The following is a 25,641-nucleotide window of genomic DNA, read 5'->3' on the forward strand; positions in this document are numbered from 1 at the left end:
AGGTCCGGTCAGTCGGTGGCGGTGGCGCGGCGGGCCTGGCTGAGGTCGTTCACCAGTCGCCGCGCCAGCCAGACGATGCGCTCGAACAGCACCGTCATGCGGAACAGTGCGTTCTGGGCCTCGGCGCCGACATCCTCCTGCGACGACAGGCGCAGCCGCAGATCCTCCATCAGCTTGTCGCGGTGGCCGAGCAGGCTGAGAACCATCTCGGGATCGTCCGCCGCCGGGTCCTCGGCGTGGTCGGCCACGGTGCCGAGCAAGGCGTGCAGCGCCTCGACCAGCCGTCCGGCGGCGGGCATCGCGCGCGCATCGGCATGGGCATCGGCAAGTTCCGCCAGCGCCTCATGCAGCGCGCTGGCATTGGCGGCGGCGTCTTCCAGCAACAGGGCGGTGGCGACCTGAGGGCGGGTCGGCTGGTTATCGAGCAGCGAGGCGAGATAGGCGCGGATCGCCCCCGCCAGCGTCACGCCGGCGGTGCGCAGCACGGCGGGGGAGGGGGCGGAAAGGTCCGGCTCGTCGCGTATATGGTCCAGCATCTGCGGCAGCCGCGCGCTGAGCCGGCCGAGCTCGTGCAAAGTCAGGTCGAGCGCGGCGGCCGGGTCGTTTAGCGCCTCGCGCATCAGATAGGCGGGTTGCGCCAGCGTCTCGACCGCGGGAACCGGCATCAGGCGCAGCATCAGTCGCCGCGTCGGCTCCTCGATCAGGCTCGCCCCGGCCGCGCCGACGATCTGCGCCAGCAGGAACAGAATGGCGAGCTGCCCGTCGGGCGGGCCGCCGGCCCACCCCAGCACGCTGGCGCCCGGTCCCGGATAGAGCGCGGCAAAGATCGCGACGGCGGCGAGGAACAGCGCGCCGATGCCCTTCTGCACCACCTGCAGCGCGAAGGTCAGGCGGCCGGCGGTGGTCTCGCCGGGGATCAGTACGGCATTGTTGATCATGCCGGCGGCATTGGCGCCCGCGACCAGAGGCAGGGCGGCCGGCAGGTCGAGCAGCCCGCCGCTCATGGCCGCGACCGCGATGGCCGCCGACACCGACGAGGATTGCGCGATGCAGGAGAACGCCGCGCCGATTAATGCGAGCACCAGCGGCTGCTCGAGCGCGGCTTCCCACCAGGGCAGGTGCATCAGCCCGTCGCGAATCGGGCCGACGGCGAGCGCGACCAGATGCATGCCAAACAGCAGCATGGCGGCGCCGAGAGCGGCTTCCATGGCATGCTTGAGGCTCTCGCGCTTCACCAGCTTGAAATAGCTGGCGAAACCGGCGAGGCCGATGACGATGCCGGCGGCGATCGAGGTGTCGAGGGCCACGATCAGCGGCAGCAGTGCCGTGCCGACATTGGCCCAGACCGGCGCCAGCAGAACCACGCTGCCGGTAAGGATACCGGCCCGCACGAACGACACCACGATCCAGGAGACCGCCGTCGAGCTCTGGGTCACCGCGCCGGCGATGGTGCCGCCGATCGCGCAGCTCAGCCGGCCGCGCAGTGCGCGCGCAAAGGCCGCGCGCGCGCGCCGGCCCATGAGCGGCACGAGATTGGCGGAGAGCGCCCGCACGCCGATGAAGAACAGGCCGAGCCCGGCGAAGAGCTCGGAAATCGTAGCAAGCGCACTCAACGCACAACACCCGATGGGTCAGGAGGACGATCTGGCGGGGGCCGATCCCATGTCGGCGCGCCGGATCACCCGGGAAGGATTAGCAATCGCTGCGCCAAGCGTGGCAGGCGGCGCCTCCGGTGATGTGCAACTTGCGTATGACGATCTGACGACAGACCCGTGAAGGCACCCGCGCGCGCCGACTATTCCGGGAGGCCGAGCTGCGCCCGGATTTTCCCGAGCAGGCGCGGCAGGTCCACCGGTTTGGTGTCGAAATCATCGCAGCCGGCCGCCAGCGCGTCCTCGCGGTCCTGCGCCATGGCGTGGGCGGTGAGGGCGATCACCGGGATGGCGGTGGTTTCCGGGTTCGCCTTCAGCCGCCGGGTCGCCTCCCAGCCATCGAGCACCGGCAGGCTCATATCCATGAGAATGAGATCGGGCTTGCCGGCGAGGGCGAGGTCCACGCCCTCCTGCCCGTTCACCGCGACGGCGACCTCGAAGCCATTGCGCGACAGCCGGCGCGAGAGCATGTCGCGGTTCAGTTCGTTGTCCTCGACCAGCAGAATGCGGCTCATCATGCCTCCTCCGTAACGATGCGCCCGGTCACGCCGTGCCCGGCGATCGCCGCCAGCGCTGCGCCAAGCGTGCCGATCGGCTGCGCGCTCTTGCTCAGGATCAGCAGCGTGTTGCGGGCGAGGAAGTTGCGCTCCTCGGCCGTCAGCTCCTTGGCGGTGAGCACCACGATGGGCAGCTCGGTGAATTTCGGCATGCCGCGCACCCGCTCCAGGAATTCCATCCCGTCCATCACCGGCATCATCAGATCGAGCAGGATCAGCGCCGGGCGCGGATTGGCCGCGAGCCACTCCAGCGCCTCGCGCCCATTGCCGGCCTCCGCGACCTCGATGCCGAGATCCTCGATGGTGGTGCGCACCATGGCGCGCACATCGGCGTCGTCATCGACCACGAGAATCGGGGTCTCGCTTGCGGTGGGCGCGAATTTGTGGATGAGCGCCAGCAGCCGCTGCCGGTCGATCGGCTTGGTCATGTATTCGGAGGCGCCGAGCGAATAGCCGAGGGTGCGGTCGTCGACGATGGTGAGCATGATCACCGGAATATGGTCGAGCGCGGGATCGGACTTCATGATGCCGAGCACCGACCAGCCGTCGATCTTGGGCATCATCACGTCGAGCGTCACGATGTCCGGCGGCTCGCGGCGCATGATCTCCAGCGCCTCGTGGCCATCATGGGCGTGGATGAGGTGGTAGCCCTCCTTGCCCAGCGTGGCGGCCAGCACCTCGTGCACCGCCGCGTCGTCATCCACCACCAGAACGGTGATGGCGCCATGGCGCACCTTGTCGAGCGCGCTCGGCTCCGGCAGGTCCTCGGGCGTGGCGACGGCGCGGCCCGCGACTTCCTGCGGCAGGCGGATGGTGAAGGTCGCGCCTTCGCCGGGGGCGCTGGCCACCTCGATGGTGCCGCCGAGCATGGCGACGAAATGCTTGGTGATGGTGAGGCCGAGCCCGGTGCCGCCGAAATTGCGCGTGGTCGAGGCGTCGGCCTGGGTGAAGGCCTGGAACAGCCGGCCCATCTGCTCCTCGCTCATGCCGATGCCGCTGTCGCGGACCGAAAGCCGCACTTCCTCGCCGCCATCCGCGGTGGGAATGCGGGCCAGCGCCAGCGTCACCTTTCCTTCCTTGGTGAACTTGGCGGCGTTGCTCAAGAGGTTGATCAGGCTTTGCTTGAGCTTGGTCAGGTCGGTGCGCACCGAGCCGATGTCGGACGGACACTCGATGACGAGGCTGTTGGCGTTCTTCTTCATCATGGGCGAGACGATGGTCTTCACCTCGTCCACCAGCCGGGTCAGGAAAACCTGCTCCAGATACACGTCCATGCGGCCTGCCTCGATCTTGGACAGATCGAGAATGTCGTTGATCAGGCCCAAAAGGTGCTTGCCCGCGCCCTGGATTTTTTCGAGGTCGGCGACGAGGGCGTCGTTGCCGTCGTCGCGCGCGTCCTCCTGCAGGATTTCGCTGTAGCCGATGATGGCATTGAGCGGGGTGCGCAGCTCGTGGCTCATATTGGCGAGGAAGGCGCTCTTGACCTGGCTGGCGGATTCCGCCGCCTCCTTGGCCTCGCGCAGTTCGTCCTCCATGCGCACGCGGTCGCTGATATCCGAGACCGTGGCGATGATGGAGGGGTCGTGCATGAAGTCGAGCGCGCCGCCGAACACCATGGTGTAGCAGGTGGAGCCATCCTCCTTGCGGAACGAGAATTCCTGCGGCCCGTTCGGCAGGCGGCCCATGACGTCGCCGAACTCGCGTCCCTTCTCGGGGTCGTCCAGCAGCCCTTCGATCGACTTGCCGATGAACTGGGCGGCATCCTTGCGGAACATGCGGGCGAAGCACGGGTTCACATGGCGGATGACGCGGCTCGGCCATGCGACGATGACGAGGCCGACCGGCGCGGCGCCGTCGATCTGGCGCAGACGCTCTTCCTCATCCTTCAGCCGCTGCTCGGCGCGCTTGCGCTCAGTGATGTCGGTGTAGATCGCGATGAAGCCGCCGCCGGGGATCGGGTCGCGCCGCACTTCCAGCACCTTGCCGTCCGGGCGGACGCGTTCGAACTGGTGGGAATGGTCCAGTTCCTTGAGTCGCTTCTCCAGCAGCACCTCGACATCGGCATCGCCGAACTCGCCCCGGCCGTGCAGGTAGCGGATATAGTCGGAAAAGGTGTGCTCAGTGCCGAGAAACTCATCCGGCATGTTGAGATATTCGCGGAACAACGCGTTCCATGTCACCAGCCGGTGCTGGTCGTCATACATGGCGACGCCCTGCGCCATGTTCTCCAGCGTGGCGCGAAGCAGCGCGAGTTCGCGCCCGCTGGCGGCGTCCGGCACCAGGTCCTCGGGCTTCGCCACCCGTCCGATCTCGGTTCCCATGTCCAATGTCCCCCTGCGCCGTTCGGAATGTGCGGGAATTACGCCGGGCCATCCAGAGCCAGCATGAGCGCGGCCATGTCGTCGAAGGCCGGCAGCCCGGCCTCGAAGGTCCGCACCTCGCCGGCGAGCCGCGGCAGCGTCTCGGCGGAAAGCCCCGGCGTTGCGGCAAGGAAGCGGGCGATCGGCTCCTCGCCATAGAGTTCGCCGGCCGGGTCCTGCGCTTCGGTGAAGCCGTCGGTGACGGCCAGCAGGCTGTCGCCCGGTTGCAGCTCGATGGAGCCGGCGCGATAGGCGATGCCGTCCGCGACGCCGAGCGGCGGGCCGCTGAGCACTTCCAGCCGCACCACCTCGCCATCGGCCCGGCGCAGGAAGGGCGGCACATGGCCGGCGCGGACATAGGCCAGGCGGCGCGTGTCCAGGTCGAGCGTGGCGAGGAAAAGCGTGACGAACATGCAATTGGCATTGCCGACCGCGAGCGCGTCATTAACCAGCGCCACCGCGCGCTCCGGCCGGGCGAACAGTTCGCCGGCGTCGGGCCGCGCCGCCAGCGCGCGGAACATGGCATGGGTGCGCGCCATGACCAGCGCCGCGCCCGCGCCCTTGTCGGAGACGTCGCCGACCAGCATGGCGAGCTTGTCGCCGTCCACGGCGAAATAATCCACCAGGTCGCCGCCGACTTCCTTGGCCGGCTCCAGCATGGCCGAAACGCGCAGATGGCTGCCGCCAAGCGGGGCTCCGAAGCGCGGCGGGGCGAGGGCGAGTTGCAGCGTGCGGGCCTCGGCGAGTTCCACCTGCTTGCGCTTCAGCTCGTCGCGCGTGCGATCGCGCAGCGCCTTTTTCTCCAGCGTGGCCAGCACGCGGGCGCGCAGCAAGGTCGGGTTGAACGGCTTGAACAGGAAGTCGTCGGCGCCGAGTTCGACGCAGCGCACCAGCGGCTCGATGTCGTTCAGCGCCGAGACCACGACCACGGGCAGGTCGTTGATCCGCCCGTCGGCCTTGAGCTGCTCCAGCACGCCGAACCCGTCCAGCACCGGCATCATGATGTCCAGCAGCACCAGATCGAAGGCGCGCCGGTCGATGGCGGCGAGTGCCTCGACCCCGTTCTCGGCCTCCTCGATCTGGGTGAAGCCCATGCGCTTGAGGCGGCGGGACAGCAGGTCGCGATTCTCGGCGACATCGTCGACGACGAGAATGGCAGTATGCGTGTCGGCCATGGCGGTTCTTCCGGTGGCGGTGCTGCGGGCGGCGCGGAACGGAAGGATCCCCGCGGCTCGCACCCAGCCAAGTTCATGAGCGCACGGACTTTCTTCGATCCCGGCGGCCAAGTCCAGCGTGCCGACGGCGGTTCATGGCGAGAAAGCCGCTTTGCCAGCACGCCGTCATTGGCGATGATGGGCGCGCCGGCGTCCCGCCCGGAATCGGTCTTGCAATGCTCTCACGCTTTCTCCGCCATCCGGTCCTGCTCATCGTCGCGGCGGTGGTGACCCTGTTCGCGCTGTACGAGATCAGCGTCCGCTACTTCGCCTATACCGGCGACGCCTATGTCGACAGCAATGTCATCGTGGTCGCCTCGCAGATCGCCGGCCCGGTCTCGGAACTGGCGGTACAGGACAATCAGCCGGTGACAGCGGGACAGGTGCTGTTCCGCATCGACCAGACGCCGTTCGCCCTGAAGGTGAAGGAGCGCGAATCGGCGCTCGACCAGGCGCGGGCCGATCTGGCGCTGGCTGATGACGAGGTGAGCGCGGCCAAGGCCACCATCGTCTCCGCCCAGGCGGTCGCCACCAATGCCAACGAGACGCTGGCCCGCGTGCGCTCGCTCGCCAAGGACGGTTTCTCGCCGGAGGCCCAGCTCGACGTGGCGACGCGCGACGTCGCGACCGCCAATGCCGCGGTACAGGTGGCGGAATCCGCGCTCAGCGTCGCCACCCGCCGCGTCGCGGTGGCCACGGCGGACATCGCCACGGCCGAGGCCTCGCTCGCGACCGCGCAATACGATCTCTCCAAGACCGTGGTGACCGCACCCGAACCCGGCCGGGTGACGCCCTTCGTGATCCGGGTCGGCGACTACATGGAACGCGGCACCAAGGTGATGGCCATCGTCACGCCGGAGCGGCGGCGCGTGGTCGCCAATGTGGCGGAGCGCCATCTCGCGCGTATCGCGCTCGGCCAGCGGGTCTGGCTCACGCTCGGTTCCGACCCGTGGGTGCTTCATGCCGGCCGCGTCACCGGCATCTCGCCCGGCGTGGCGCGGCAGGAAGGCGAGGTGCAGGTGCTGCCCTATGTCGAGCCGTCCACCGACTGGGTGCGGCTGCCGCGCCGCTTTCCGGTGGAGGTGACGCTGGATGAATGGCCCGAGGGGCTCGGCCTGTTTCTGGGCGCCGATGCCCGCGTCCTGATCTGGTTCTGAGCGCGGCGGCGGCGATGGATGACATTTCCCGCCAGGCCCTCGCCACCGCCGTCGGCGTGATCGTCGCGGTCTATATCGCGCTGTGGATGGGGCTGGAGCAGCCCTATTGGGCCGCGCTCAGCGTGATGATCATCTCCAACACCGACCGCGACGCGCTGTTCACCAAGGGCGTGCTGCGCGTGGTCGGAACCATTGTCGGGGTCACCACCGGCTATGTCGCCGCGCTGTGGAGCGAGCCACTGCCGCCGGCGCAACTCGTGCTGGTCGCGCTGGCGGCGGGCATCGGCACCTATGGCCGCCAGCGCAGCGCCTATGGCTATGCCTGGTTCTATGGCGCGCTGACCTTCATGCTGATGATCGCCTGCGCGATGACCACGCCGGATCAGATCTACTCCTTCGCCTGGTATCGCTGCTACGAGATCGTCATCGGGGTGACGGTCGCCACGCTGGCGAACTGGGCGATCGGGCCGGGCGAGCCGAGCTTGCCGCATCGCCTCGTCGCCCAGTCCACGGCCACCACGGCGGAGAGCGCGCTCCGGCAGTCGGCGATCGGCGCCCTGGGCGTCGCGACCATCGTGATCGTGTGGTCGTTGTTCAACCTGCCGCAACTGGTGCAGGTGCTGATTTCCAGCCTGATCATCATCGACGCCAATCCCGCCGCGTCGCGCCATCGCGGCTGGCAGCGCATTCTGGGCTGCATCATCGGCGGCACCACCGCGCTGGCCATCATCTGGATCGACGCGGTGCACATCTGGTGGTGGACCATCAGCATGGGGCTCGGTGTGTTCACCTTCGCCCGGATGCATCTGGGCAAGACGCCCAATGCCTATATCGGCACCCAGTCGGCGATCGCGCTGCTGGTGACGATGGTGGGCACCGGCCCGCCGGACAGCATCCTGCCGCCGATCGACCGGCTGATCGGCATCGTGATCGGGGTGAGCATCATGACGGTGCTGATCTGGGCGCTGAACCCCCGACCCGCCGAGCCGGCCAAGGCCTCCGCCTGAGAAGCCAGTGGGCGGAAAGTGAGCGCGGCAGCCGTTCAGTCGGCGTCGCGCGGGGCCAGCCGGTCCAGCAGCGCGCTGACATCCTCGCCCTCGCGAACCAGATGCCAGCAGCCCGGCTCACGGGAGGCGATGGTCACCACGGCGTTCTTCGGGCAGATATCGAGGCAGGACACCTCGACCACGGCGACGCGCGCGCCGTTGCGGCGGGGCTTCTTCTGAGGTTTGGCGCCCTCGCGACGGGCAATCTCGGCGCGCAGCGCCTTGGGCAGGCTTTGCTTCCCATCGGGACCGAAGCCGCCATCCAGCTTCTTCGCGCATTTGCGGCACACCAGCACGATGTCCGTCCAGTCGGATCGTATCGGTTTCATCGCGCCGCTCGCCTGTTCATGGCGCGCCCTGTGCCATGCCGGCGGAAAAATGGAAAGGCCGGCTGGAAGGCGGGGCAGACCGAAGCACGCAAGGGGGCGGGGCGCCTCCGGGCTGCTCTGCTGTGCCTTCCAGCCGGCCGGAGGCCCGTCCTACAGGTAGGGGACCTGCAGGGTCGGACGGGCCTCAGGGGGGCTCACTCCGCCGGGGCGGGGTGAGGGATCGGGGAGGCCCCGTGCTGGCGCAGCGGGCGGTTGCCGGTGAGCAGCCGCAGCAGCACGTAGAACACGGGGGTCAGGAACAGGCCGAAGAAGGTCACGCCGATCATCCCGGAGAACACCGCGATGCCCATGGCCTGCCGCATCTCCGCGCCGGCGCCGGTGGAGAGCACCAGCGGCAGCACGCCCATGATGAAGGCGAAGGAGGTCATCAGGATCGGCCGCAGGCGCAGCCGGCTGGCCTCGATCGCCGCTTCCACCGGGTTGCGGCCCTGGAACTCCAGTTCGCGGGCGAACTCGACGATCAGGATCGCGTTCTTCGCCGAGAGGCCGACAAGGACGACGAGGCCGATCTGCGTGAACACGTTGTTGTCGCCGCCGCTGAGCCAGACCCCGAACAGCGCCGCCAGGAGGCCCATCGGCACGATCAGGATAATCGCGATGGGCAGTGTCAGGCTTTCATACTGCGCCGCCAGTACGAGGAAGACGAGCAGGATGGCGAGCGGAAACACCAGCGTGGCGGAATTGCCGGCGAGGATTTCCTGATAGGTCAGGTCGGTCCATTCGAAGTCGAAGCCCGGCGGAAGCACCTCTTTCGCGATCCGCGCCGCCGCGTCCTGCGCCTGTCCCGACGAGAAACCAGGAGCGGGTGAGGCATTGAAGTCGGCGGTGAGGAAGCCGTTATAGCGCTGCGCGCGTTCCGGTCCCGCGGTCGGCTCCACCTTCAGCAGCGCCGATAGCGGGATCATCTCGCCGCTGACGGAGCGGACCTTGAGCTTGCCGATATCCTCGGGCCGGGCACGGAACGGCGCGTCGGCCTGTACGCGCACCGAGTAGGTGCGGCCGAACTTGTTGAAGTCGTTCACGTAGAGCGAGCCGAGATAGACCTGCAGCGTCTCGAACACCGATTGGATCGGCACGCCGAGTTGGCGGGCCTTGGTGCGGTCCACATTCGCGAACAGTTGCGGCACGTTCACCTGGAAGGTGGTGAACTGGCCCACCAGTTCCGGCGCCGCCATCGCCTTGGCCATGAAGGCGTTGGTGACGTTGGCGAGTTCTTCGTAGCCGCGTCCGGCGCGGTCTTCGAGCTGCATCTTGAAGCCGCCGACCACGCCGAGTCCCTGCACCGGAGGCGGAGGGAACATGGCGATGAAGGCATCCTGGATCACGCCGTACTTCTGGTTGAGCGACATGGCGATGGCGCCGGCCGAGAGCGAGGGATCCTGGCGTTCCTCGAACGGCTTCAGCGTCGAGAACACGATGCCGGCATTGGACGAGTTGGAGAAGCCGGCGATCGACAGGCCGGGGAAGGCGACCGCGTTGGCGACGCCCGGCTCGGCCAAGGTGATTTCCGTCATGCGGCGGATCACCTCTTCCGTCCGGTCGAGCGTCGCGCCGTCGGGCAGCTGGGCGAAGCCGACCAGATACTGCTTGTCCTGCGCCGGCACGAAGCCGGAAGGCACCGCCTGGAACAGCCACCACGTCGCCCCCAGCATCACGGCGTAGAACACCATGACGAGGCTCTTGGCCTTCAGCGTGCCGCGCACGCCGGCGCCATAGCCGTGCGAACCGCGCGCGAACACATAGTTGAAGCCGCGGAAGAACCAGCCGAGCAGGAAATTGATCACCCGCTGGAGCCGATCCGGTTCGGCGTGGTGGCCCTTCAGCAGCAGCGCGGCGAGCGCCGGGGACAGGGTGAGCGAGTTGACCGCCGAGATCACCGTCGAGATGGCGATGGTCAGCGCGAACTGGCGGTAGAACTGTCCGGTCAGGCCGGAGATGAAGGCCAGCGGCACGAACACCGCGACCAGCACGAGCGCGATGGCGATGATCGGGCCGGACACCTCGCTCATGGCCTGATAGGAGGCCTCGCGGGGCGACAGGCCGTTCTCGATGTTGCGCTCGACATTCTCCACCACCACGATCGCGTCATCGACCACGATGCCGATGGCGAGCACCAGCCCGAACAGGCTGAGCGCGTTGATGGAGAAGCCGAACAGATACATGATCGCGAAGGTGCCGACGATCGACACCGGCACGGCGAGCAGCGGGATGATGGAGGCGCGCCAGGTCTGCAGGAACACCACGACGACGATCACCACCAGCAGCACCGCCTCGAACAGCGTGTGCACCACCGCCTCGATCGAGGCGTCGACGAAGCGGGTGGTATCGTAGACGATGGCGTAGTCGACGCCTTCCGGCATCGTCTGCTTCACCTCTTCCATCGTCGCGCGGACATTCTCGGCGATCTCCAGCGCGTTGGAACCCGGCGCCTGGAACACGCCGATGCCGACCGCCTGCTTGTTGTCGAGCAGCGAGCGCAGCGCATAGTCGGCCGCGCCGAGTTCGATCCGGGCGACGTCGCGCAGGCGCACCACCTGCCCGTCGGCGCCGGTCTTCACCACGATGTCGCCGAATTCCTCTTCGGTCTCCAGACGGCCCTGCGCATTGACGGAGAGCTGGAGATCGACGCCCTCGGCGGCCGGGGACGCGCCGACGATGCCGGCGGCGGCCTGCACGTTCTGCGCGCGGATTTCATTGGCGACATCGCCAGCGGAGAGTCCGTGCTCGGCGATCTTCTGCGGGTCCAGCCAGACCCGCATCGAGTAGTCGCCGGCGCCGAAAATGTCGATCTGGCCGACGCCGCCGATGCGGGCCAGCCGGTCCTTCACGTTCAGGACCGCGTAATTGCGCAGGTAGGTGATGTCGTAGCGGTCGTTCGGCGAGACCAGATGCACGACCATGATGAAGTTGGGCGAGCTCTTGGCGGTGGTCACGCCCAGGCTGCGCACTTCCTCAGGCAGGCGCGGCTCGGCCTGGCTGACGCGGTTCTGCACCAGCTGCGTCGCCTTGTCGGGGTCGGTGCCCAGCTTGAAGGTGACGGTCAGCGTCATCACGCCGTCAGTGGTCGCCTGCGAGGACATGTAGAGCATGTCCTCCACGCCGTTGATCGCCTCCTCGATCGGGGTGGCGACGGTGGCGGCAATGACCTTCGGGTTGGCGCCGGGATAGGTGGCGCGCACGATCACCTGCGGCGGCACGACCTCGGGATATTCCGAGATCGGCATCACGCGCAGCGCCAGCAGGCCGGCGAGGAAGATCAGAACCGACAACACCCCGGCGAAGATCGGCCGGTCGATGAAAAATCGGGACAAGTTCATGGCGTCCTCCCCTCACAGGGGGTGTCGGAAGAAGCCGCTCAGCGCGCGGCGACGTCGCTGTTGCGGGAATCGGCTTCGGTGGCGCGGGCGGTCTGCATCGGCACGACTTCCGGGGCGAGCAGGGCGCCGGGGCGCACGCGCTGGAGGCCATTGACCACCACACGCTCGCCTGCCGAGAGGCCCTGGGTCACGACGCGAAGGCCCTCGGAGGTGGAGCCGAGCTTGACCTCGCGATACGCCGCCTTGTTGTCGGCATCGACCACGAACACGAACTTCTTGTCCTGGTCGGTGCCGACGGCGCGCTCATTGATCACCAGCGCCGGCTCGGTCTTGCCGCGACCCATGCGCACCCGGGCAAACTGGCCGGGAACGAGGCGGCCGTCGGGATTGTCGAACACCGCGCGCAGCCGGAAGGTGCCGGTGGCGGCGTCGACCTGGTTGTCGACGAGCTGGAGGCGGCCGCTGACCGGCTTGCCGCCGGTGGTCGCGGTGGTGATCTCGACCGGAATGCGGTCGATCTGGCTCAGCACGTCGCCATCGCCGAGCGTGGCCAGCGCCTCGCTCACCGCGTTCTCATCCGCCGCGAAGCCGACATAGATCGGGTCGACCGAGACCAGAGTGGTCAGGACAGGAGACGTCGGGCCGGCGGCGACCAGATTGCCGACGGTGACATCGATGCGCCCGACGCGCCCATCCACCGGAGCGCGGACCTCGGTGTAGCCGAGATCGAGCCGGGCGGTCTGCACGTCCGCCTGCGCGGCGCGCAGATTGGCCTGCGCTTCCTTGTAATTATTGGTGCGCTGGTCGAGGTCCTGCACCGAGACGACGCGCGAATCCACCAGCCTCTGGCCGCGGTCGAGCTCGTTCTTGGTGAAGAGCAGCCGGGCCTCGGCGGCGGCGGCCTGTGCCTCGGCCCGGTCAAGTTCGGCCTTGAACGGCTCGGGATCGATCGTGACCAGCAGGTCGCCCTGCTTCACCAGCGCGCCTTCACGGAAATGCACCGACTTCACCGCCCCGGCCACACGGGGGCGGATGTCGACACGCTCCACGGCGCTCAGGCGGCCGGAGAACTCGTCCCAGCGCATGGTGTCGCGCGATTGAAGCACCGCGACCGAGACCGGGGTGGCCTGCGGCGCGGCGCTGGAGGGAGCGGGATCGGTCGCCAGCGCGCGGTCGCCGATGCTGGCGAGCACGACGGCCGCGCCGAAGATGACCGCGGCGGTGACAATGGCGAGGCCGGCAGCCGGCCGGCGGCGCGGATGCAGCGGAGTGAGGCCGTTCATAATATCGCGGGCGATATCGGCGTGTTCGATTCTATCGTCTGCGTCGAGGCGAGGGTCACTGTGACTCATGGCAAAAATCTCCGGCTCTAGGCCCGAATAGTGCGATTAGGAGCGACGGCGTGCGCCGTCAGAAAAGTCTCGAACAGCCGGCGCAACGGCTCGGCCCAGGAAGGAAGGCTCGCGGCGTCCGGCGGGCCGCTCTGCGGCAGGTCGGCCGTATCGGCGAGGACGTGGCTTTCAACCGGAACGCCGCAGGCCTGGAGCCGGCGGCCATAGTCGACGCCCTCGTCGCGGGTGGGGCATTCGTCACAGGTGACGATCAGTGCCGGGGCGACGCCGCCGAGACGACGCGAGCCCAGAGGCGCGGCGTAAGGGTGGGCGGCCTTGTCGGCGGTGCCGAGATAATCGTGCCAGCCATCCGCCCATTTGCAGCCAGCGGCGCCGGCCGCGGCGGCGTGGATCGACTTGGAGCCCAGATTGGGGTCGAGCATCGGCGACAGAAGGATCTGCCCGGCGACCGGCGGGTGGTTCTGGTCACGGGCCATCAGCGTCAGCGCGGTGGCGATATTGGCGCCGCCTTCCTCTCCTGCCACGAACAGCTTGGCCCCGCGCCCTGCCCAGCGGGCACGCTCACGATGCAGCAGGCCGAGCGCGGCGAAGCTGACATTCAGCGCGGCGGGGAAAGGGTGCTCAGGCGCGAGCGGGTAGTCCAGCGACACCACCACCGCGCCGGCTTCCGCCATGGCCCGGCAGATATAGGCGCTGCAATCGAGATCGCCGCAGGTGAAGGTGCCGCCGTGCAGGTGGAGCACCAGCGGCGCCGGACGCGGCGACGCGGCGGAACGGTAGACGCGGACCGGCCAGGCCGTCCCGTCCAGTTCCAGCGTGTCCTCGGTCCATAAAGCCGACATGGCGCTCACCATCCGCCGGGACGGGAGCCCATTGCCACCCGATTTCCCTTGCTGCAGTGCGGCGAAAACTAGTGCGCGTGATCTGGCGAAAAAATACCAGATTCAGCATATCATTATTCACATATGGAAATAATCCAGCAGCGGACCGGGGGAGCTTATGGATCAGATCGCCGCAATGCGGGCCTTCGTTCGCGTGGTCGAAGCCGGGACCTTCACCCGCGCCTCGGACCTGCTCGACATGCCCAAGCCGACCGTAACCAAGCTGGTTCAACAACTTGAGGCGCATCTGCACACCAAGCTGCTGAACCGCACCACCCGCCGCGTCGGCGTTACCCCGGACGGGGCGGCCTATTACGAGCGAGCGGTGGCGCTGCTCTCGGATCTCGACGAACTGGACGGCTCGATGTCACATTCGCAGGCCAGCCCCTCCGGCCGGCTGCGCGTGGATGTCGCCTCCTCGCTCGCCCTGTTCGTGCTGATACCGGCATTGCCGGAGTTTCACGCCCGCTATCCCGATATCCGCGTCGACCTCGGCGTCTCCGATCGCTCCGCCGATCTCATCGCCGAAAATATCGACTGCGCGATACGCGGCGGCGATCTCGCCGATCCGACGCTGATCGCCCGGCGCATCGGGCAGGTGCAGGCCATGCTGTGCGCGACGCCGGGCTATGTGGAGCGCCACGGCATGCCGGCCCATCCGCTCGACCTTCAGGAGGGCCATAGCGTTGTGGCCTATTTCAACGCCCGCACCGGCCGTCACGGGCCATTCAGCATCGTGCGCGGCGCCGAGAGCTACGATCTCAACCTGCCCTATGCGGTGGCGGTGAACGATTCCACCGCCTATCTCGCGGCGGCTTTGGCCGGGCTCGGCATCGCGCAGTCAATCGAGCCGATGATCGAGTCCTATCTGCGGGCCGGCCTTTTGGTGCCGGTGCTGCCGGAATGGAGGGGTGCTCCCATCGTGCTCCATGTCGTCTATTCGCCGAACCGGCACCTGAGCAGCCGGTTGCGCGTGTTCGTCGACTGGGTGGCGGAGCTGTTCGCGTCCGCCAATGTCTATCGCCTGCGCCCGGGTTCGATGTTTCCGGGCTAGCCGGTCCGGTCGCCGTCGATCTGTCGGGGACGCGGCACCGGCCGGGCGCCGCGCCCCCTCCGATGTCAGTGCTGCATGCCCAGGAACTGTTTGAGCTCGGGCGTCTTCGGATTGGCGAACACGTCTTCCGGCCGCCCGATCTCGTGCACACGGCCCATATGCATGAACACCACGCGTGAGCACACATCGCGGGCGAAGCGCATCTCATGGGTCACCATGAGCAACGTCATCCCCTCGCTCGCCAGTTCCTTCACCACGGCGAGCACCTCGTTCACCAGTTCGGGGTCGAGCGCGGAGGTGATCTCGTCGCAGAGAAGCGCGATCGGCTCCATGGCCAGCGCGCGGGCGATGGCGACGCGCTGCTGCTGGCCGCCGGAGAGCTGGTCGGGATAGGCGTCGAACTTGTGGCCAAGCCCGACGCGCTCCAGCATCTTCTTGGCCATCTCCTCGGCCTCGGCCTTCGGCGTCTTCTTCACCACCATCTGCGAGAGCATCACGTTCTTTCCCGCCGACAGATGCGGGAACAGGTTGAACTGCTGGAAGATCATCCCGACCTTCAGGCGCAGCGCCTTGAGGTGCAGTTCGTCCGGCAGCAACTGGGCGCCGGCGACCGAGATGGAGCCCTCGTCAATGGTCTCCAGCCCGTTGATGCAGCGCAGCAGCGTGGATTTACCCGAGCCCGACTTGCCGATGATGGCGATGACTTCGCCGGGCTCGACGTCGATATTGATACCCTTGAGCACTTCGTTGTCGCCGAAGCGCTTCTTCACTTCAGTGATTTCGATGAGCGACATTGAGTTTCCTTTCGAGTACCTGGCTCGACTTGGAGAGGGGCCAACACAGGCAGAAATAGATCAGTGCAACGAAGCCGTAGACGGTGAAGGGCTGGAAGGTGGCGTTGGTCAGTACGGTGCCGGCCTTGGCCAGTTCGACGAAGCCGATGATCGAGGTCAGCGCCGTGCCCTTCACCACCTGTACCGAGAAGCCGACGGTGGGCGGGACGGCGATGCGCAGCGCCTGGGGCAGGATGACGTAGCGCATCTGCTGGAGGTACCCCATGCCAAGGCTGGAGGAGGCTTCCCACTGCCCCTTGGCGATGGATTCCACGCAGCCGCGCCAGATCTCGACCAGGAAGGCGGCGGTCCACAGGATCAGCGCCACCGTCGCCGCGAGCCAGGCCGGCACGTCGATGCCGAACAGGCCGAGGCCGAAGAAGGCGAGGAACAGCTGCATCAGCAGCGGCGTGCCCTGGAACAGCTCGATGTAAACCTTGGTGAATATCTGACCGGCGCGTCCCTCGCCGATGCGCAGCAGCAGAAGCAGGGCGCCGACAATGCCGCCGCCGATGAAGGAGACGATGGACAGCGCCACCGTCCAGCGCGCCGCGAGCAGCAGGTTGCGCAGGATATCCCAGTCGGTGAATTCGTTCATGTCAGCCTCCTACCGGCCGGAACGCTTGGGAAACAGCGACCAGCCTAGCCCGCGCAACATCTGGCGCAGCGCGATGGCGAGCGCGAGATAGATCGCGGTCGAGACGAAATAGGCCTCGAAGGCGCGGAAGGTGCGCGACTGGATGAAGTTCGCCGCGAAGGTCAGGTCTTCCGCCGCGATCTGCGACACCGCCGCCGAGCCGAGCATCACGATGACGATCTGCGAGGACAGCGCGGGCCAGATGCGTTGCAGCGCGGGGATCAAAACCACATACCAGAAGGTCTGGATCCGGCTCATGCCGAGGCTCGCCCCGGCCTCGAACTGGCCTTTTGGCGTCGCCTGGATGCCCGCGCGCACGATCTCGCAGCCATAGGCGCCGAGATTGATGATCATGGCGAGGTTCGCCGCTTCAAGCTCGCCCAGCCGGACGCCGAGCGAGGGCAGGCCGAAGAAGATGAAGAAGAGCTGGATCAGGAACGGTGTGTTGCGGATCATCTCCACATAGGTGGTGACGATCGGGCGCAGCCATTTCGGCCCCAATGCGCGGGCCCAGGCGCAGGCGACGCCCAACGCCACCCCGAACACGCCGCCGACGAGCGTGAGTTCGACCGTGATGGCGAGCCCCTTGAGCAGGACTGGCCAGTATTCAAGCAGCCAGCCGTAATCGAACGCGTAGTTCATGACGGTGAACTCCCGCTGTGAAGTGTTGGGGGACGTTAGGGAATGCCACTGCCTCGCCCCGGAGCGGGGAGTGGCCATGCTGCTGAAAGGGCACGTCCTACTCCCTGGCAGGGAGAGGGGTGGGTGGAGGGGGCGCTGGCTTCGCGATCACCAGAGCTCCCCGCCGACCCGCTGCGCGGGCCACCTCTCCCCGAGGGCGAGAGGGGCAGAAAGCGAAATTAGGCGTGGATCACAGCTCGGCCGGCAGCTTGGCGCCGAGCCACTTCTCGGAGATGGCGTTCAGCGCGCCATCGGCCTTGGCGCTCGTGATGATGGCGTTGACCTTCTCCAGCAGCGCCGGCTCATTCTTGTTGAGGCCGATAAAGCAGGGCGAGTTCTTGATCAGGAACTTGATCTCCGGGCGCTTGGGCGGGTTGCGCTCCAGGATCGCGGCGGCCACCACATTGCCGGTCGCGATGAGTTCGACCTGGCCGGAGAGGAAGGCGGAGATGGTGCCGTTATTGTCCTCGTAGCGCTTGATGGTGACGCTGGCCGGGGCGATCTTGGTCAGTTCCAGGTCTTCCACCGCGCCGCGCGTGACGCCGATGGTCTTGCCGTCCAGGTCCTTGATCTCCTTCACCGCGACGTCGGCCGGGGCGAACACGCCGTTGAAGAACGGGGCATAGGCGATCGAGAAGTCGATCACCTTCTCGCGCTCGGCATTCTTGCCCAGCGAGGAGATGACGAGGTCGACCTTGTTGGTCTGGAGATAGGGGATGCGGTTGGCACTGGTCACCGGCACCAGTTCCAGCTTCACGCCGAGCTTGTCGGCGATCAGCTTCGCGACGTCGACATCATAGCCCTTGGGGGCCATGTCGACGCCGACGCTGCCGAAGGGCGGGAAGTCCTGCGGCACCGCGATGCGGATGACCTTATTGGCCTCGATGGTGGCGAGGGCATCGGCGCTGGCCGGCAGCGGGGCCTGGATGGCGGCGATGGTCAGCGCGCCGGCGAGGCACGAGAGCAGGGTACGGCGGTTCATCGTTCAGTCCTCTTTTGCGGAAGCGTGGGAATGATGGGTATGGGCGTGGCCATGGCCGTGCGCACCATTCGCGGCGCCGGGCATGGAAGGCGGCGCGCCGGCGAAGGTCGACGGCGACAGCAGTTCGCGCAGGCCCGCGAGCGGGTCCGGCTTGGCGGTGAGGTTGAGGCCGGCCTCGACCTTCTGGATGTGCTCGTCCATCAGCCGGGCGGCGAGCGGAATGTCGCCGGCTTCCAGCGCCGCCACGATGTCCTCGTGGTCATGGCTGGATTCGGCGGCCTTCTCCGTCGGCTGGTAGAGCATGGAGATCAGCGTGGTTCGCGCGGTGAGGTCGCGGATGATTTCGGTCAGCAGCCGGTTGCCGAGCGCGTCGGCGAGATGGATGTGGAAGTCGCCGAGCAGGCAGGCGCGGGAGTGGACATCCCCGGCCGCGATCGCCTCGCGCTCGATGGCGACGTGCTCCTTGAGGCTTTTCACCACCTCGGACGGCACGGCGCGCAGCGTGTGCAGCAGGCCGGTCTCGATCACACGCCGGGTCTGGAACGCCTCGCGCGCCTCGTCGGCCGAAGGCTCGACCACATACCATCCGCGCCGCGCGCTCACCTGCACCACGCCGCGCGTCTCCAGCCGCATCATCGCCTCGCGCACGCGGGTGCGGGACACGCTGAACAGGTCGGCAAGCTTCTGCTCGCCGAGCCGCGTGCCCGGATTGATGCGCCCGGCAAGGATCGCCGAGAGGATGGCTTCTTCGATATTGGCGGCAGCCGGGTTCATCACGCTTGCTCACAAACTTGTATACAAGAATGTAAGCAAGCGCCGTGCCAAGCGGGGATCAAGGCGCGGCAACGCTTTGCGCATCAGGCGCCCGTGCGCGGATCGTCCGGTCCGCCTATGGGAAATAATGAAAACGGCGCAGCCATTTGGAGGGCTGCGCCGTTTGCGGCGACGGAATGAAATGACGTTCGGCTAATGGCGCGTCGAGGGCACGAAGCCCGACGGCGCGTCCGTCTACTCCGCCGCCGCGCGCTCGTGGCCGAGACGTTTGCCTATTTTTTCAACCAGTTCGCCTGCCGCGTCGGCAATCACGGTGCCGGGCGGATAGATCGCTTCGGCACCTGCCGCGTGCACGGCGTCATAATCCTGCGGCGGCACCACGCCGCCCACCACGATCATGATGTCCGGCCGCCCCTCCGCCGCTAGCGCGGCCTTCACTTCGGGCACCAGCGTCAGGTGGCCGGCGGCCAGAGAGGAGATGCCGATGACGTGGACGTCGTTCTCCACCGCCTGCCGGGCGGCTTCCTGGGGGGTGGCGAAGAGCGGGCCGATATCGACGTCAAAGCCGAGATCGGCGAAGGCCGAGGCGATCACCTTCTGGCCGCGGTCATGCCCGTCCTGCCCGACCTTGGCGACCAGGATGCGCGGGCGCCGGCCCTCCTCGGCCTCGAATGCGGCGACGCGCGCGCGCACCCGCTCCACCTTGTCGGTCATGGCTCCCGCCTCCCGCCGATAAATGCCGGACACGGCACGGATTTCCGCCCGGTGCCGGCCGAAGGCGCGCTCCAGCGCGTCGGAAATCTCGCCCACCGTCGCCTTGGCCCGCGCTGCGTCGATGGCGAGCGCCAGCAGGTTGCCATCGCCGCGCGCGCCATTCTCCAGCGCCTTGAGCGTCGCATCAACCGCCTTCGGGTCACGCTCGGCCTTCAGCCGCTTGAGCTTGTCGAGTTGGGCGGCGCGCACGGCGGAATTGTCGACCTTCAGCACGTCGATGAGTTGCTCGTGCCCCGGCTTGTACTTGTTGACGCCGACCACGGTCTGGGCGCCGGCATCGATGCGGGCCTGCGTGGTGGCGGCGGCTTCCTCGATGCGCAGCTTGGGAATGCCGGCCTCGATCGCCTTGGCCATGCCGCCAAGTTCCTCGACTTCGCGAATATGCCCAAGCGCTTTCGCCGCGAGGTCGGCGGTGAGCTTCTCGACATAGAAGGAGCCGCCCCACGGATCGATGGCGCGGGTGGTGCCGCTTTCCTGCTGCAGCAGGATCTGCGTGTTGCGGGCGATGCGGGCGGAGAAATCGGTCGGCAGCGCCAGCGCCTCGTCCAGCGCATTGGTGTGCAGCGACTGGGTGTGACCCTGCGTCGCCGCCATCGCCTCCACCATGGTGCGCATGACGTTGTTGAACACGTCCTGTGCGGTCAGGCTCCAGCCCGAGGTCTGGGAATGGGTGCGCAGCGGGAGAGACTTCGGATTGGTGGCTCCGAGCTCGGTCATCAGCTTCGCCCAGATCAGCCGGGCGGCGCGCAGCTTGGCGACCTCCATGAAGAAGTTCATGCCGATCGCCCAAAAGAAGCTCAGGCGCGGCGCGAAGCTGTCGATCGGCAGCCCCGCGCGGGCGCCGGCGCGCACATAGTCGACCCCGTCCGCCAGCGTGTAGGCCAGTTCCAGGTCCTGCGTCGCCCCGGCTTCCTGCATGTGGTAGCCGGAAATCGAGATCGAGTTGAAGCGCGGCATGTGCGTCGAGGTGAAGGCGAAGATGTCGGAGATGATCCGCATCGAGGGCGCCGGCGGATAGATGTAGGTGTTCCGAACCATGAACTCCTTGAGGATGTCGTTCTGGATGGTCCCGGAGAGCTTTTCGGGGCTCACGCCCTGTTCTTCCGCCGCCACGACATAGAGCGCGAGGATGGGCAGGACCGCGCCGTTCATGGTCATGGATACACTCATCTGGTCCAGCGGAATGCCGGAGAACAGCGTGCGCATATCGTAGATGGAATCGATCGCCACCCCGGCCATGCCGACATCGCCGGCCACGCGCGGATGGTCGCTGTCATAGCCGCGATGGGTGGCGAGGTCGAAGGCGACCGAGAGCCCCTTCTGCCCGGCCGCGAGATTGCGCCGGTAGAAAGCATTGGAATCCTCGGCCGTGGAGAAGCCGGCATATTGCCGGATGGTCCAGGGCTGGGTCGCATACATGGTCGGGTAGGGCCCGCGCAGGAAGGGCGCGATGCCGGGATAGCCATCGACGAAGCCGAGCCCCTCAAGGTCCGACGAGCCGTAGACGCTGGCGACCTTGATGCCTTCCGGTGTCATCCAGGCAGCGCCGGGCGTCAACGGCGCGCCGGTGCGCGGAGCAGCCCAGCCGATATCGGCGAAGTTCGGAATGCGGCTCATCGGACACCCCTTTCGGCGTCATGAGCCGGGAGGATCACGTCCTCCGCGCCACCCACGAACCCGTGCAGTTCTTCGCAGGCGATACCCATTCGCCCGAGGCCACGTCGCCGCGCACCAGCCCCTTCGCCGCGACCGTCTCGTCGCCACGAACCACGCGAATCTCGATCACGCCCAACGGGTCGACCGAACCGCTGGCGTTCACCGGCATCAGGCCCGCATAGGAAATCTGGCCCGCATCCACCGACAGTTTGAATTCCAGCTTTTTCGAGCATGGGCCGGTGGCCGGCTCGGTCGCCACCTGCCACAGGCCATCGTGCATATTCAGGGCGAGTTCCTGCCGGGCGGAGAGCGGGGAGGCGAGAAGCGCCCCACAGACCGCCGCCACGCCGCAGGCGTACATCAGCGTTCTCATGGCATGTCCCTTCACGGTCGCGACACAAAGCGACCCTGGGGCAACGGCCGGCGCGGCTCATGGTTCCCTCCCGCCAATGCCGAGCCGGCAATGGAGATCGCGAAGCACCTCGATCGCGTCCACATCGGCGAAGATGAAGCGCTCGACGCCGGCCGCACGCCACGCGTCCTCGTGGTCGCCCGGCTTCCCGGCGAGCAGGACGTAGCCGGCGCCCTCCCGCCTCAGCGCGCGCGCCACCTCTTCGGCCTTTTCGGCGTACAGGGCGTCGGAGGAACAGAGGCAAGCGAGCTTCGCGCCGCTCGCCGTGAAGGCGGCGGCGAGGGTCGCGGTGTCGGTGAAGCCGTCATTCATCGTGGCGCGAAGGCCGCCGGCCTCGAACAGGGCGCGGGCGAAGGTGGCGCGGGCGGTGAAATCCGCCGCTGTGCCGAGCGTGGCGAGGAACACGGTCGGCGCCCTGCCCGCCGCCGCTGCCCGCAGCGCTTCAAACGGCTCGGCGAGGCGATACGCGACGAGCGGCTGGGTGGTCAGCGTGCCGTCAGCCGGCGCTGGGGACGACGGCGGGATCGGCGCCAGCACGGTGACCGGCGCTTCGCCCAGCAGAGGGAATTCCGAGGTGCCGGTGATCGGCAGCCGGCGGGTGGCGATGTCCTTCTTGCGGGCGGCGCTCACCACGCCGATGCGCCGCTGCCAGTCGCCGGAGAGCAGCGCCTCGACCATGCCGCCTTGCCGTTCGATCTCGCGGAACAGTTCCCAGGCCGCGCCGGCGAGTTGATCCGTTCGTTCCTCGATGGCGCCCGCTCCGGCGCCCGGGTCGGCGACGCGGTGGAGATTGGCTTCTTCGATCAGGATAAGCTGGGTGTTGCGGGCGAGGCGGCGCGCAAACCCCTCCGGCAGGCCGATGGCCTGCGTGAACGGCAGCACGGAGAGACTGTCGGCCCCGCCGACGCCGGCCGCGAAGGCAGAGATGGTGGCGCGCAGGAGGTTCACATGGGCGTCGTGCCGCGTCAGGCTGCGCCAGGCGGTTTCCATGTGGATCGCGACCGGCGCGGGGGCGCTGACACCGCAGGATTGCAGAACCGAGGCCCATAGCAGGCGGAAGGCGCGCGGCTTGGCCTGGGTGGCGAACTGGTCGACATCGGCGGTCAGTGTCACCTCGATGAGCGCGGCGGCGTCCTCGACCGACAGGCCGGTGACTTCCAGCGCGCGCAGATAGGCGAGCGCGGTGGCGAGGGTCGCCGCGAGTTCCTGCGCATCGCCGGCGCCGGCGGCGTGATGCACCCGCCCGTCCGCCCGCACCATGGGGGCGGCGAAGCCGCGTGCGCGGAGTGTCGAGACGGTCTGGCCGAGACGGACCGACAACCCTTCCCAGTCGAGCGGGGAGGTGCCGAGCGCGGCGAAATCGCCGATCGGGTCGAGCCCGAAACGAATATCGAGCGCTGCGGGGTCCTGCGCCTCATAGAGCCGCGCCAGCGCCAGGGCGATGTCGCGCGCCTGGAAGCGCCCGGCCTCGATGCGCAGGGTGATCAGCTCCGGCAGCACTTTGTCGAGCGCGCGCGCGATCGCGGCGATCTCCGTCGGCAGGCCGAAGCCATGGGCGGCGGGAGACGAGGCGAACACCAGCGAGAGCGCATCTGCGCCGCCATCGAGGTCTTCGAGCACCTGCGCATTGGCGGCCGCCGCGTCGGGAAGGTCGATGCGCGCGGCGATCTTCCACGGCGCGCCCGCCGCCCGCCCGGCAATCGGGGAGGCGTCCTTGCGGCGTGGCGCCAGCGCGTCGAAGGCGAGCCTCTCTAGCGTATGCGTGACCATGCGCTTGTCGTAAGCGCCACCCTTCAGCACGCCCTCGACCAGCTTCAGCCAGTCCTCGCGGCCCGGCAGCGGGAAGCGGTCGAGATCGGCGAGGTCGAGCGCGGCGGTGTCCATGGGCTCCCTCAGGCGAATTCGAGGATCACGGCGTCGACGGCGAGACTGTCGCCGGCCTTGGCGAGGATCTTCTTGACGGTGGCGTCGCGCTCGGCGCGCAGCACGTTCTCCATCTTCATCGCCTCGACCACGGCCAGCGTCTCACCGGCCTTGACTTCCTGCCCCTCGGCCACCGCGATCGAGACCACGAGGCCGGGCATCGGGCACAAGAGGTTCTTGCCGGCCCCGGCCTGCACCTTCTCGGGCATCAGCGCGGCGAGCGCGGCCTCCCGGACGGTGTAGACGACGGCTTCCACGGCCACGCCGCGATGGGCGAGGGCCACGCCGTTGAGCCGCGGGCGGACCTGCACGGCAATGGCGTCGTCGTCGAACGTGCCGTTCCACACCGGCTCGCCGGGTTGCCAGCCCGAGCGCAGCTCATGGGTAGAGAGCGCATTGCCGGCCTCATCAAGGAAGGTGACGATGTAGCCGCCCGCCGCGCGGTCGACCTCGCAGGGCAGCTCGGCGCCGCCGATCTTCACCACGCGCTGGTGCTCGAACACGACGCTGCGCCCGGGCATCTGGCCGGAAATCCTGCGCTTCCTCGCATTGCCCACATTGTCGATCACAGCCGCCACGGCGGCGAGCCGGCGGGCCAGCGCCGCAGTAGGCGCGGTGCCGTGGAAGCCGTCCGGATACTCCTCGGCGATGAAGCCGGTGGAGAGCCGGGCCTCCTGCCAGCGCGGATGCGCCATCAGCGAGGCGAGGAACGGGATGTTGTGCTGGATGCCGTCGATCGAGAAGGCGTCGAGCGCGTCGGCCTGCGCCTCGATGGCCTGCGCGCGGGTGGGCGCGTGCGTCACCAGCTTGGCGATCATCGGGTCGTAATAGAGCGAGATTTCCCCGCCCTCATAGACGCCGGTGTCGTTGCGCACGGTAATGCCGTCGCTCACCTTTTCCGCCGGCGGCTTGTAGCGGGTCAGACGGCCGATCGAGGGCAGGAAGGAGCGGTAAGGGTCCTCGGCATAAACGCGGCTCTCCACCGCCCAGCCGTTCAGCTTCACGTCCTCCTGGCGGAGCGCCAGCTTCTCGCCGGCCGCGACGCAGATCATCTGCTCCACGAGGTCGATGCCGGTGATCAGCTCGGTCACCGGGTGCTCGACCTGGAGGCGGGTGTTCATCTCAAGGAAGTAGAACGACTTGTCCTGCCCCGCGACGAATTCCACCGTGCCGGCGCTGTCGTAGTTCACCGCTTTGGCCAGCGCGACCGCCTGCTCGCCCATCTTCCGGCGGGTGGCCTCGTCCAGCAGCGGGGAGGGGGCTTCCTCGACCACTTTCTGGTTGCGGCGCTGGATCGAGCATTCCCGCTCGCCCAGATAGATGACGTTGCCGTGCTTGTCGCCCAGCACCTGGATTTCGATGTGGCGCGGGTCGACGATGAACTTCTCGACGAACACGCGGTCGTCGCCGAAGGAGGAGCGCGCTTCCGAGCGGGCTCGGTCGAAGCCGTCCTGCACCTCGGCCCGCGAATGGGCGATGCGCATGCCCTTGCCGCCGCCGCCGGCCGACGCCTTGATCATCACCGGATAGCCGATCTCGTCGGCGATCTTGGCCGCATGCTCGGCATCCTCGATCACGCCGAGATAGCCGGGAACGGTCGAGACATTCGCGGCGGCCGCCGCCTTCTTGGATTCGATCTTGTCGCCCATCGCCTCGATCGCCCCCGGATTGGGGCCGATGAACACGATGCCGGCATCCTTGAGCGCAGCAGCGAAGCTCGCGCGCTCGGAGAGGAAGCCATAGCCGGGATGCACCGCCTCGGCGCCGGTCTGGCGGCACGCCTCGATGATCTTCTCGGCGATCAGATAGGACTGCGCGGCCGGGGCGGGCCCGATAGGCACCGCCTCGTCTGCCATCTCGACATGGAGCGCGTCCTTGTCGGCGTCGGAATAGACCGCCACGGTCTTGATGCCCATCTTGCGGGCGGTCTTGATAACCCGGCAGGCGATCTCGCCACGGTTCGCGATGAGGATTTTCTTGAACATGGTGC

General features: G+C 67.6%; 20 protein-coding genes. 3 read left to right on the forward strand and 17 right to left on the reverse strand.

All coding sequences use genetic code 11. The annotated features are described in order from the left end of the window. Window positions 1-8 precede the first annotated feature (8 nt). The 4 genes from MKI84_RS11790 to MKI84_RS11805 all read right to left on the reverse strand — a co-directional run bounded on the left by MKI84_RS11790 (window position 9) and on the right by MKI84_RS11805 (window position 5,744). Window positions 9-1,613, reverse strand: coding sequence for a Na/Pi symporter (locus MKI84_RS11790; protein WP_241619672.1), 1,605 nt, complete (start codon window positions 1,611-1,613; stop codon window positions 9-11). 182 nt (window positions 1,614-1,795) lie between these two features. Beyond that, entirely contained in the window at window positions 1,796-2,167 is a 372-nt protein-coding gene (locus MKI84_RS11795; RefSeq protein ID WP_241619673.1) for a response regulator, read from the reverse strand. Then, entirely contained in the window at window positions 2,167-4,530 is a 2,364-nt protein-coding gene (locus tag MKI84_RS11800; RefSeq protein WP_241619674.1) for a response regulator, read from the reverse strand. The genes MKI84_RS11795 and MKI84_RS11800 overlap by 1 nt, the downstream gene beginning before the upstream one ends. A gap of 38 nt (window positions 4,531-4,568) precedes the next feature. After that, complete coding sequence (locus MKI84_RS11805; protein WP_241619675.1) at window positions 4,569-5,744, reverse strand: PP2C family protein-serine/threonine phosphatase; 1,176 nt, start codon at window positions 5,742-5,744, stop codon at window positions 4,569-4,571. A gap of 215 nt (window positions 5,745-5,959) precedes the next feature. On the opposite strand from MKI84_RS11805, the gene MKI84_RS11810 reads away from it, so the two are divergent. Together MKI84_RS11810 and MKI84_RS11815 are read left to right on the forward strand one after the other, a co-directional pair. Next, window positions 5,960-6,940, forward strand: coding sequence for an HlyD family secretion protein (locus MKI84_RS11810; protein ID WP_241619676.1), 981 nt, complete (start codon window positions 5,960-5,962; stop codon window positions 6,938-6,940). Window positions 6,941-6,954: 14 nt separating this feature from the next. Further along, window positions 6,955-7,947 carry an FUSC family protein gene (locus MKI84_RS11815; protein ID WP_241619677.1) on the forward strand — a complete coding sequence of 331 codons (993 nt, stop codon included), beginning with the start codon at window positions 6,955-6,957 and terminating at the stop codon, window positions 7,945-7,947. Window positions 7,948-7,982: 35 nt separating this feature from the next. Here MKI84_RS11815 and MKI84_RS11820 read toward each other — a convergent pair whose 3' ends face one another. From MKI84_RS11820 to MKI84_RS11835, 4 genes are all read right to left on the reverse strand, one after another. After that, window positions 7,983-8,315: a (2Fe-2S) ferredoxin domain-containing protein gene (locus MKI84_RS11820; protein WP_241619678.1), complete on the reverse strand. Its 333-nt coding sequence runs from the start codon at window positions 8,313-8,315 to the stop codon at window positions 7,983-7,985. A 194-nt stretch (window positions 8,316-8,509) separates the two neighbouring features. Then, on the reverse strand, window positions 8,510-11,692 hold the full coding sequence (locus MKI84_RS11825) for an efflux RND transporter permease subunit (RefSeq protein WP_241619679.1): 3,183 nt from the start codon (window positions 11,690-11,692) through the stop codon (window positions 8,510-8,512). A 38-nt stretch (window positions 11,693-11,730) separates the two neighbouring features. Further along, complete coding sequence (locus tag MKI84_RS11830; RefSeq protein ID WP_425353838.1) at window positions 11,731-12,975, reverse strand: efflux RND transporter periplasmic adaptor subunit; 1,245 nt, start codon at window positions 12,973-12,975, stop codon at window positions 11,731-11,733. A gap of 86 nt (window positions 12,976-13,061) precedes the next feature. Beyond that, on the reverse strand, window positions 13,062-13,886 hold the full coding sequence (locus MKI84_RS11835; protein ID WP_241619681.1) for an alpha/beta hydrolase: 825 nt from the start codon (window positions 13,884-13,886) through the stop codon (window positions 13,062-13,064). A gap of 157 nt (window positions 13,887-14,043) precedes the next feature. On the opposite strand from MKI84_RS11835, the gene MKI84_RS11840 reads away from it, so the two are divergent. Next, on the forward strand, window positions 14,044-14,979 hold the full coding sequence (locus MKI84_RS11840) for a LysR family transcriptional regulator (RefSeq protein ID WP_241619682.1): 936 nt from the start codon (window positions 14,044-14,046) through the stop codon (window positions 14,977-14,979). A gap of 65 nt (window positions 14,980-15,044) precedes the next feature. Here MKI84_RS11840 and MKI84_RS11845 read toward each other — a convergent pair whose 3' ends face one another. The 9 genes from MKI84_RS11845 to MKI84_RS11885 form a co-directional block, all read right to left on the reverse strand. Then, window positions 15,045-15,773 carry an amino acid ABC transporter ATP-binding protein gene (locus MKI84_RS11845; RefSeq protein WP_241619683.1) on the reverse strand — a complete coding sequence of 243 codons (729 nt, stop codon included), beginning with the start codon at window positions 15,771-15,773 and terminating at the stop codon, window positions 15,045-15,047. Continuing rightward, on the reverse strand, window positions 15,751-16,410 hold the full coding sequence (locus tag MKI84_RS11850) for an amino acid ABC transporter permease (RefSeq protein WP_241619684.1): 660 nt from the start codon (window positions 16,408-16,410) through the stop codon (window positions 15,751-15,753). Before MKI84_RS11850 ends, MKI84_RS11845 begins: the two co-directional genes overlap by 23 nt. A gap of 9 nt (window positions 16,411-16,419) precedes the next feature. Beyond that, a complete protein-coding gene (locus tag MKI84_RS11855; RefSeq protein ID WP_241619685.1) occupies window positions 16,420-17,091 on the reverse strand; it encodes an amino acid ABC transporter permease in 672 nt (223 codons plus the stop codon). Between the two features lie 229 nt (window positions 17,092-17,320). Further along, window positions 17,321-18,112, reverse strand: coding sequence for a transporter substrate-binding domain-containing protein (locus MKI84_RS11860; RefSeq protein WP_241619687.1), 792 nt, complete (start codon window positions 18,110-18,112; stop codon window positions 17,321-17,323). Window positions 18,113-18,115: 3 nt separating this feature from the next. Then, entirely contained in the window at window positions 18,116-18,886 is a 771-nt protein-coding gene (locus MKI84_RS11865; RefSeq protein WP_241619688.1) for a GntR family transcriptional regulator, read from the reverse strand. Window positions 18,887-19,120: 234 nt separating this feature from the next. Next, window positions 19,121-21,277 carry a methylmalonyl-CoA mutase gene (gene scpA, locus MKI84_RS11870; RefSeq protein ID WP_241619689.1) on the reverse strand — a complete coding sequence of 719 codons (2,157 nt, stop codon included), beginning with the start codon at window positions 21,275-21,277 and terminating at the stop codon, window positions 19,121-19,123. Window positions 21,278-21,311: 34 nt separating this feature from the next. Beyond that, a complete protein-coding gene (locus MKI84_RS11875) occupies window positions 21,312-21,689 on the reverse strand; it encodes a hypothetical protein (RefSeq protein ID WP_241619690.1) in 378 nt (125 codons plus the stop codon). Between the two features lie 57 nt (window positions 21,690-21,746). Further along, window positions 21,747-23,612, reverse strand: coding sequence for a methylmalonyl-CoA mutase subunit beta (locus MKI84_RS11880; RefSeq protein WP_241619691.1), 1,866 nt, complete (start codon window positions 23,610-23,612; stop codon window positions 21,747-21,749). Between the two features lie 8 nt (window positions 23,613-23,620). Beyond that, window positions 23,621-25,636: an acetyl-CoA carboxylase biotin carboxylase subunit gene (locus tag MKI84_RS11885; RefSeq protein ID WP_241619692.1), complete on the reverse strand. Its 2,016-nt coding sequence runs from the start codon at window positions 25,634-25,636 to the stop codon at window positions 23,621-23,623. Window positions 25,637-25,641 lie beyond the last annotated feature (5 nt).

The organism is Ancylobacter gelatini (assembly GCF_022601675.1).
GTDB lineage: Bacteria > Pseudomonadota > Alphaproteobacteria > Rhizobiales > Xanthobacteraceae > Ancylobacter > Ancylobacter gelatini.

Excerpts from the sequence above, each read along its gene's own strand:
- MKI84_RS11850 (WP_241619684.1), bottom strand. The coding sequence starts at position 16,410 with ATGAACGAATTCACCGACTGGGATATCCTGCGCAACCTGCTGCTCGCG.
- scpA (WP_241619689.1), bottom strand. The coding sequence starts at position 21,277 with ATGAGCCGCATTCCGAACTTCGCCGATATCGGCTGGGCTGCTCCGCGC.
- MKI84_RS11875 (WP_241619690.1), bottom strand. The coding sequence starts at position 21,689 with ATGAGAACGCTGATGTACGCCTGCGGCGTGGCGGCGGTCTGTGGGGCG.
- MKI84_RS11830 (WP_425353838.1), bottom strand. The coding sequence starts at position 12,975 with ATGAACGGCCTCACTCCGCTGCATCCGCGCCGCCGGCCGGCTGCCGGC.
- MKI84_RS11840 (WP_241619682.1), top strand. The coding sequence starts at position 14,044 with ATGGATCAGATCGCCGCAATGCGGGCCTTCGTTCGCGTGGTCGAAGCC.
- MKI84_RS11825 (WP_241619679.1), bottom strand. The coding sequence starts at position 11,692 with ATGAACTTGTCCCGATTTTTCATCGACCGGCCGATCTTCGCCGGGGTG.
- MKI84_RS11835 (WP_241619681.1), bottom strand. The coding sequence starts at position 13,886 with ATGTCGGCTTTATGGACCGAGGACACGCTGGAACTGGACGGGACGGCC.
- MKI84_RS11860 (WP_241619687.1), bottom strand. The coding sequence starts at position 18,112 with ATGAACCGCCGTACCCTGCTCTCGTGCCTCGCCGGCGCGCTGACCATC.
- MKI84_RS11800 (WP_241619674.1), bottom strand. The coding sequence starts at position 4,530 with ATGGGAACCGAGATCGGACGGGTGGCGAAGCCCGAGGACCTGGTGCCG.
- MKI84_RS11880 (WP_241619691.1), bottom strand. The coding sequence starts at position 23,612 with ATGGACACCGCCGCGCTCGACCTCGCCGATCTCGACCGCTTCCCGCTG.
- MKI84_RS11855 (WP_241619685.1), bottom strand. The coding sequence starts at position 17,091 with ATGAACTACGCGTTCGATTACGGCTGGCTGCTTGAATACTGGCCAGTC.
- MKI84_RS11885 (WP_241619692.1), bottom strand. The coding sequence starts at position 25,636 with ATGTTCAAGAAAATCCTCATCGCGAACCGTGGCGAGATCGCCTGCCGG.
- MKI84_RS11820 (WP_241619678.1), bottom strand. The coding sequence starts at position 8,315 with ATGAAACCGATACGATCCGACTGGACGGACATCGTGCTGGTGTGCCGC.
- MKI84_RS11795 (WP_241619673.1), bottom strand. The coding sequence starts at position 2,167 with ATGAGCCGCATTCTGCTGGTCGAGGACAACGAACTGAACCGCGACATG.
- MKI84_RS11845 (WP_241619683.1), bottom strand. The coding sequence starts at position 15,773 with ATGTCGCTCATCGAAATCACTGAAGTGAAGAAGCGCTTCGGCGACAAC.
- MKI84_RS11805 (WP_241619675.1), bottom strand. The coding sequence starts at position 5,744 with ATGGCCGACACGCATACTGCCATTCTCGTCGTCGACGATGTCGCCGAG.
- MKI84_RS11810 (WP_241619676.1), top strand. The coding sequence starts at position 5,960 with ATGCTCTCACGCTTTCTCCGCCATCCGGTCCTGCTCATCGTCGCGGCG.
- MKI84_RS11815 (WP_241619677.1), top strand. The coding sequence starts at position 6,955 with ATGGATGACATTTCCCGCCAGGCCCTCGCCACCGCCGTCGGCGTGATC.
- MKI84_RS11865 (WP_241619688.1), bottom strand. The coding sequence starts at position 18,886 with ATGAACCCGGCTGCCGCCAATATCGAAGAAGCCATCCTCTCGGCGATC.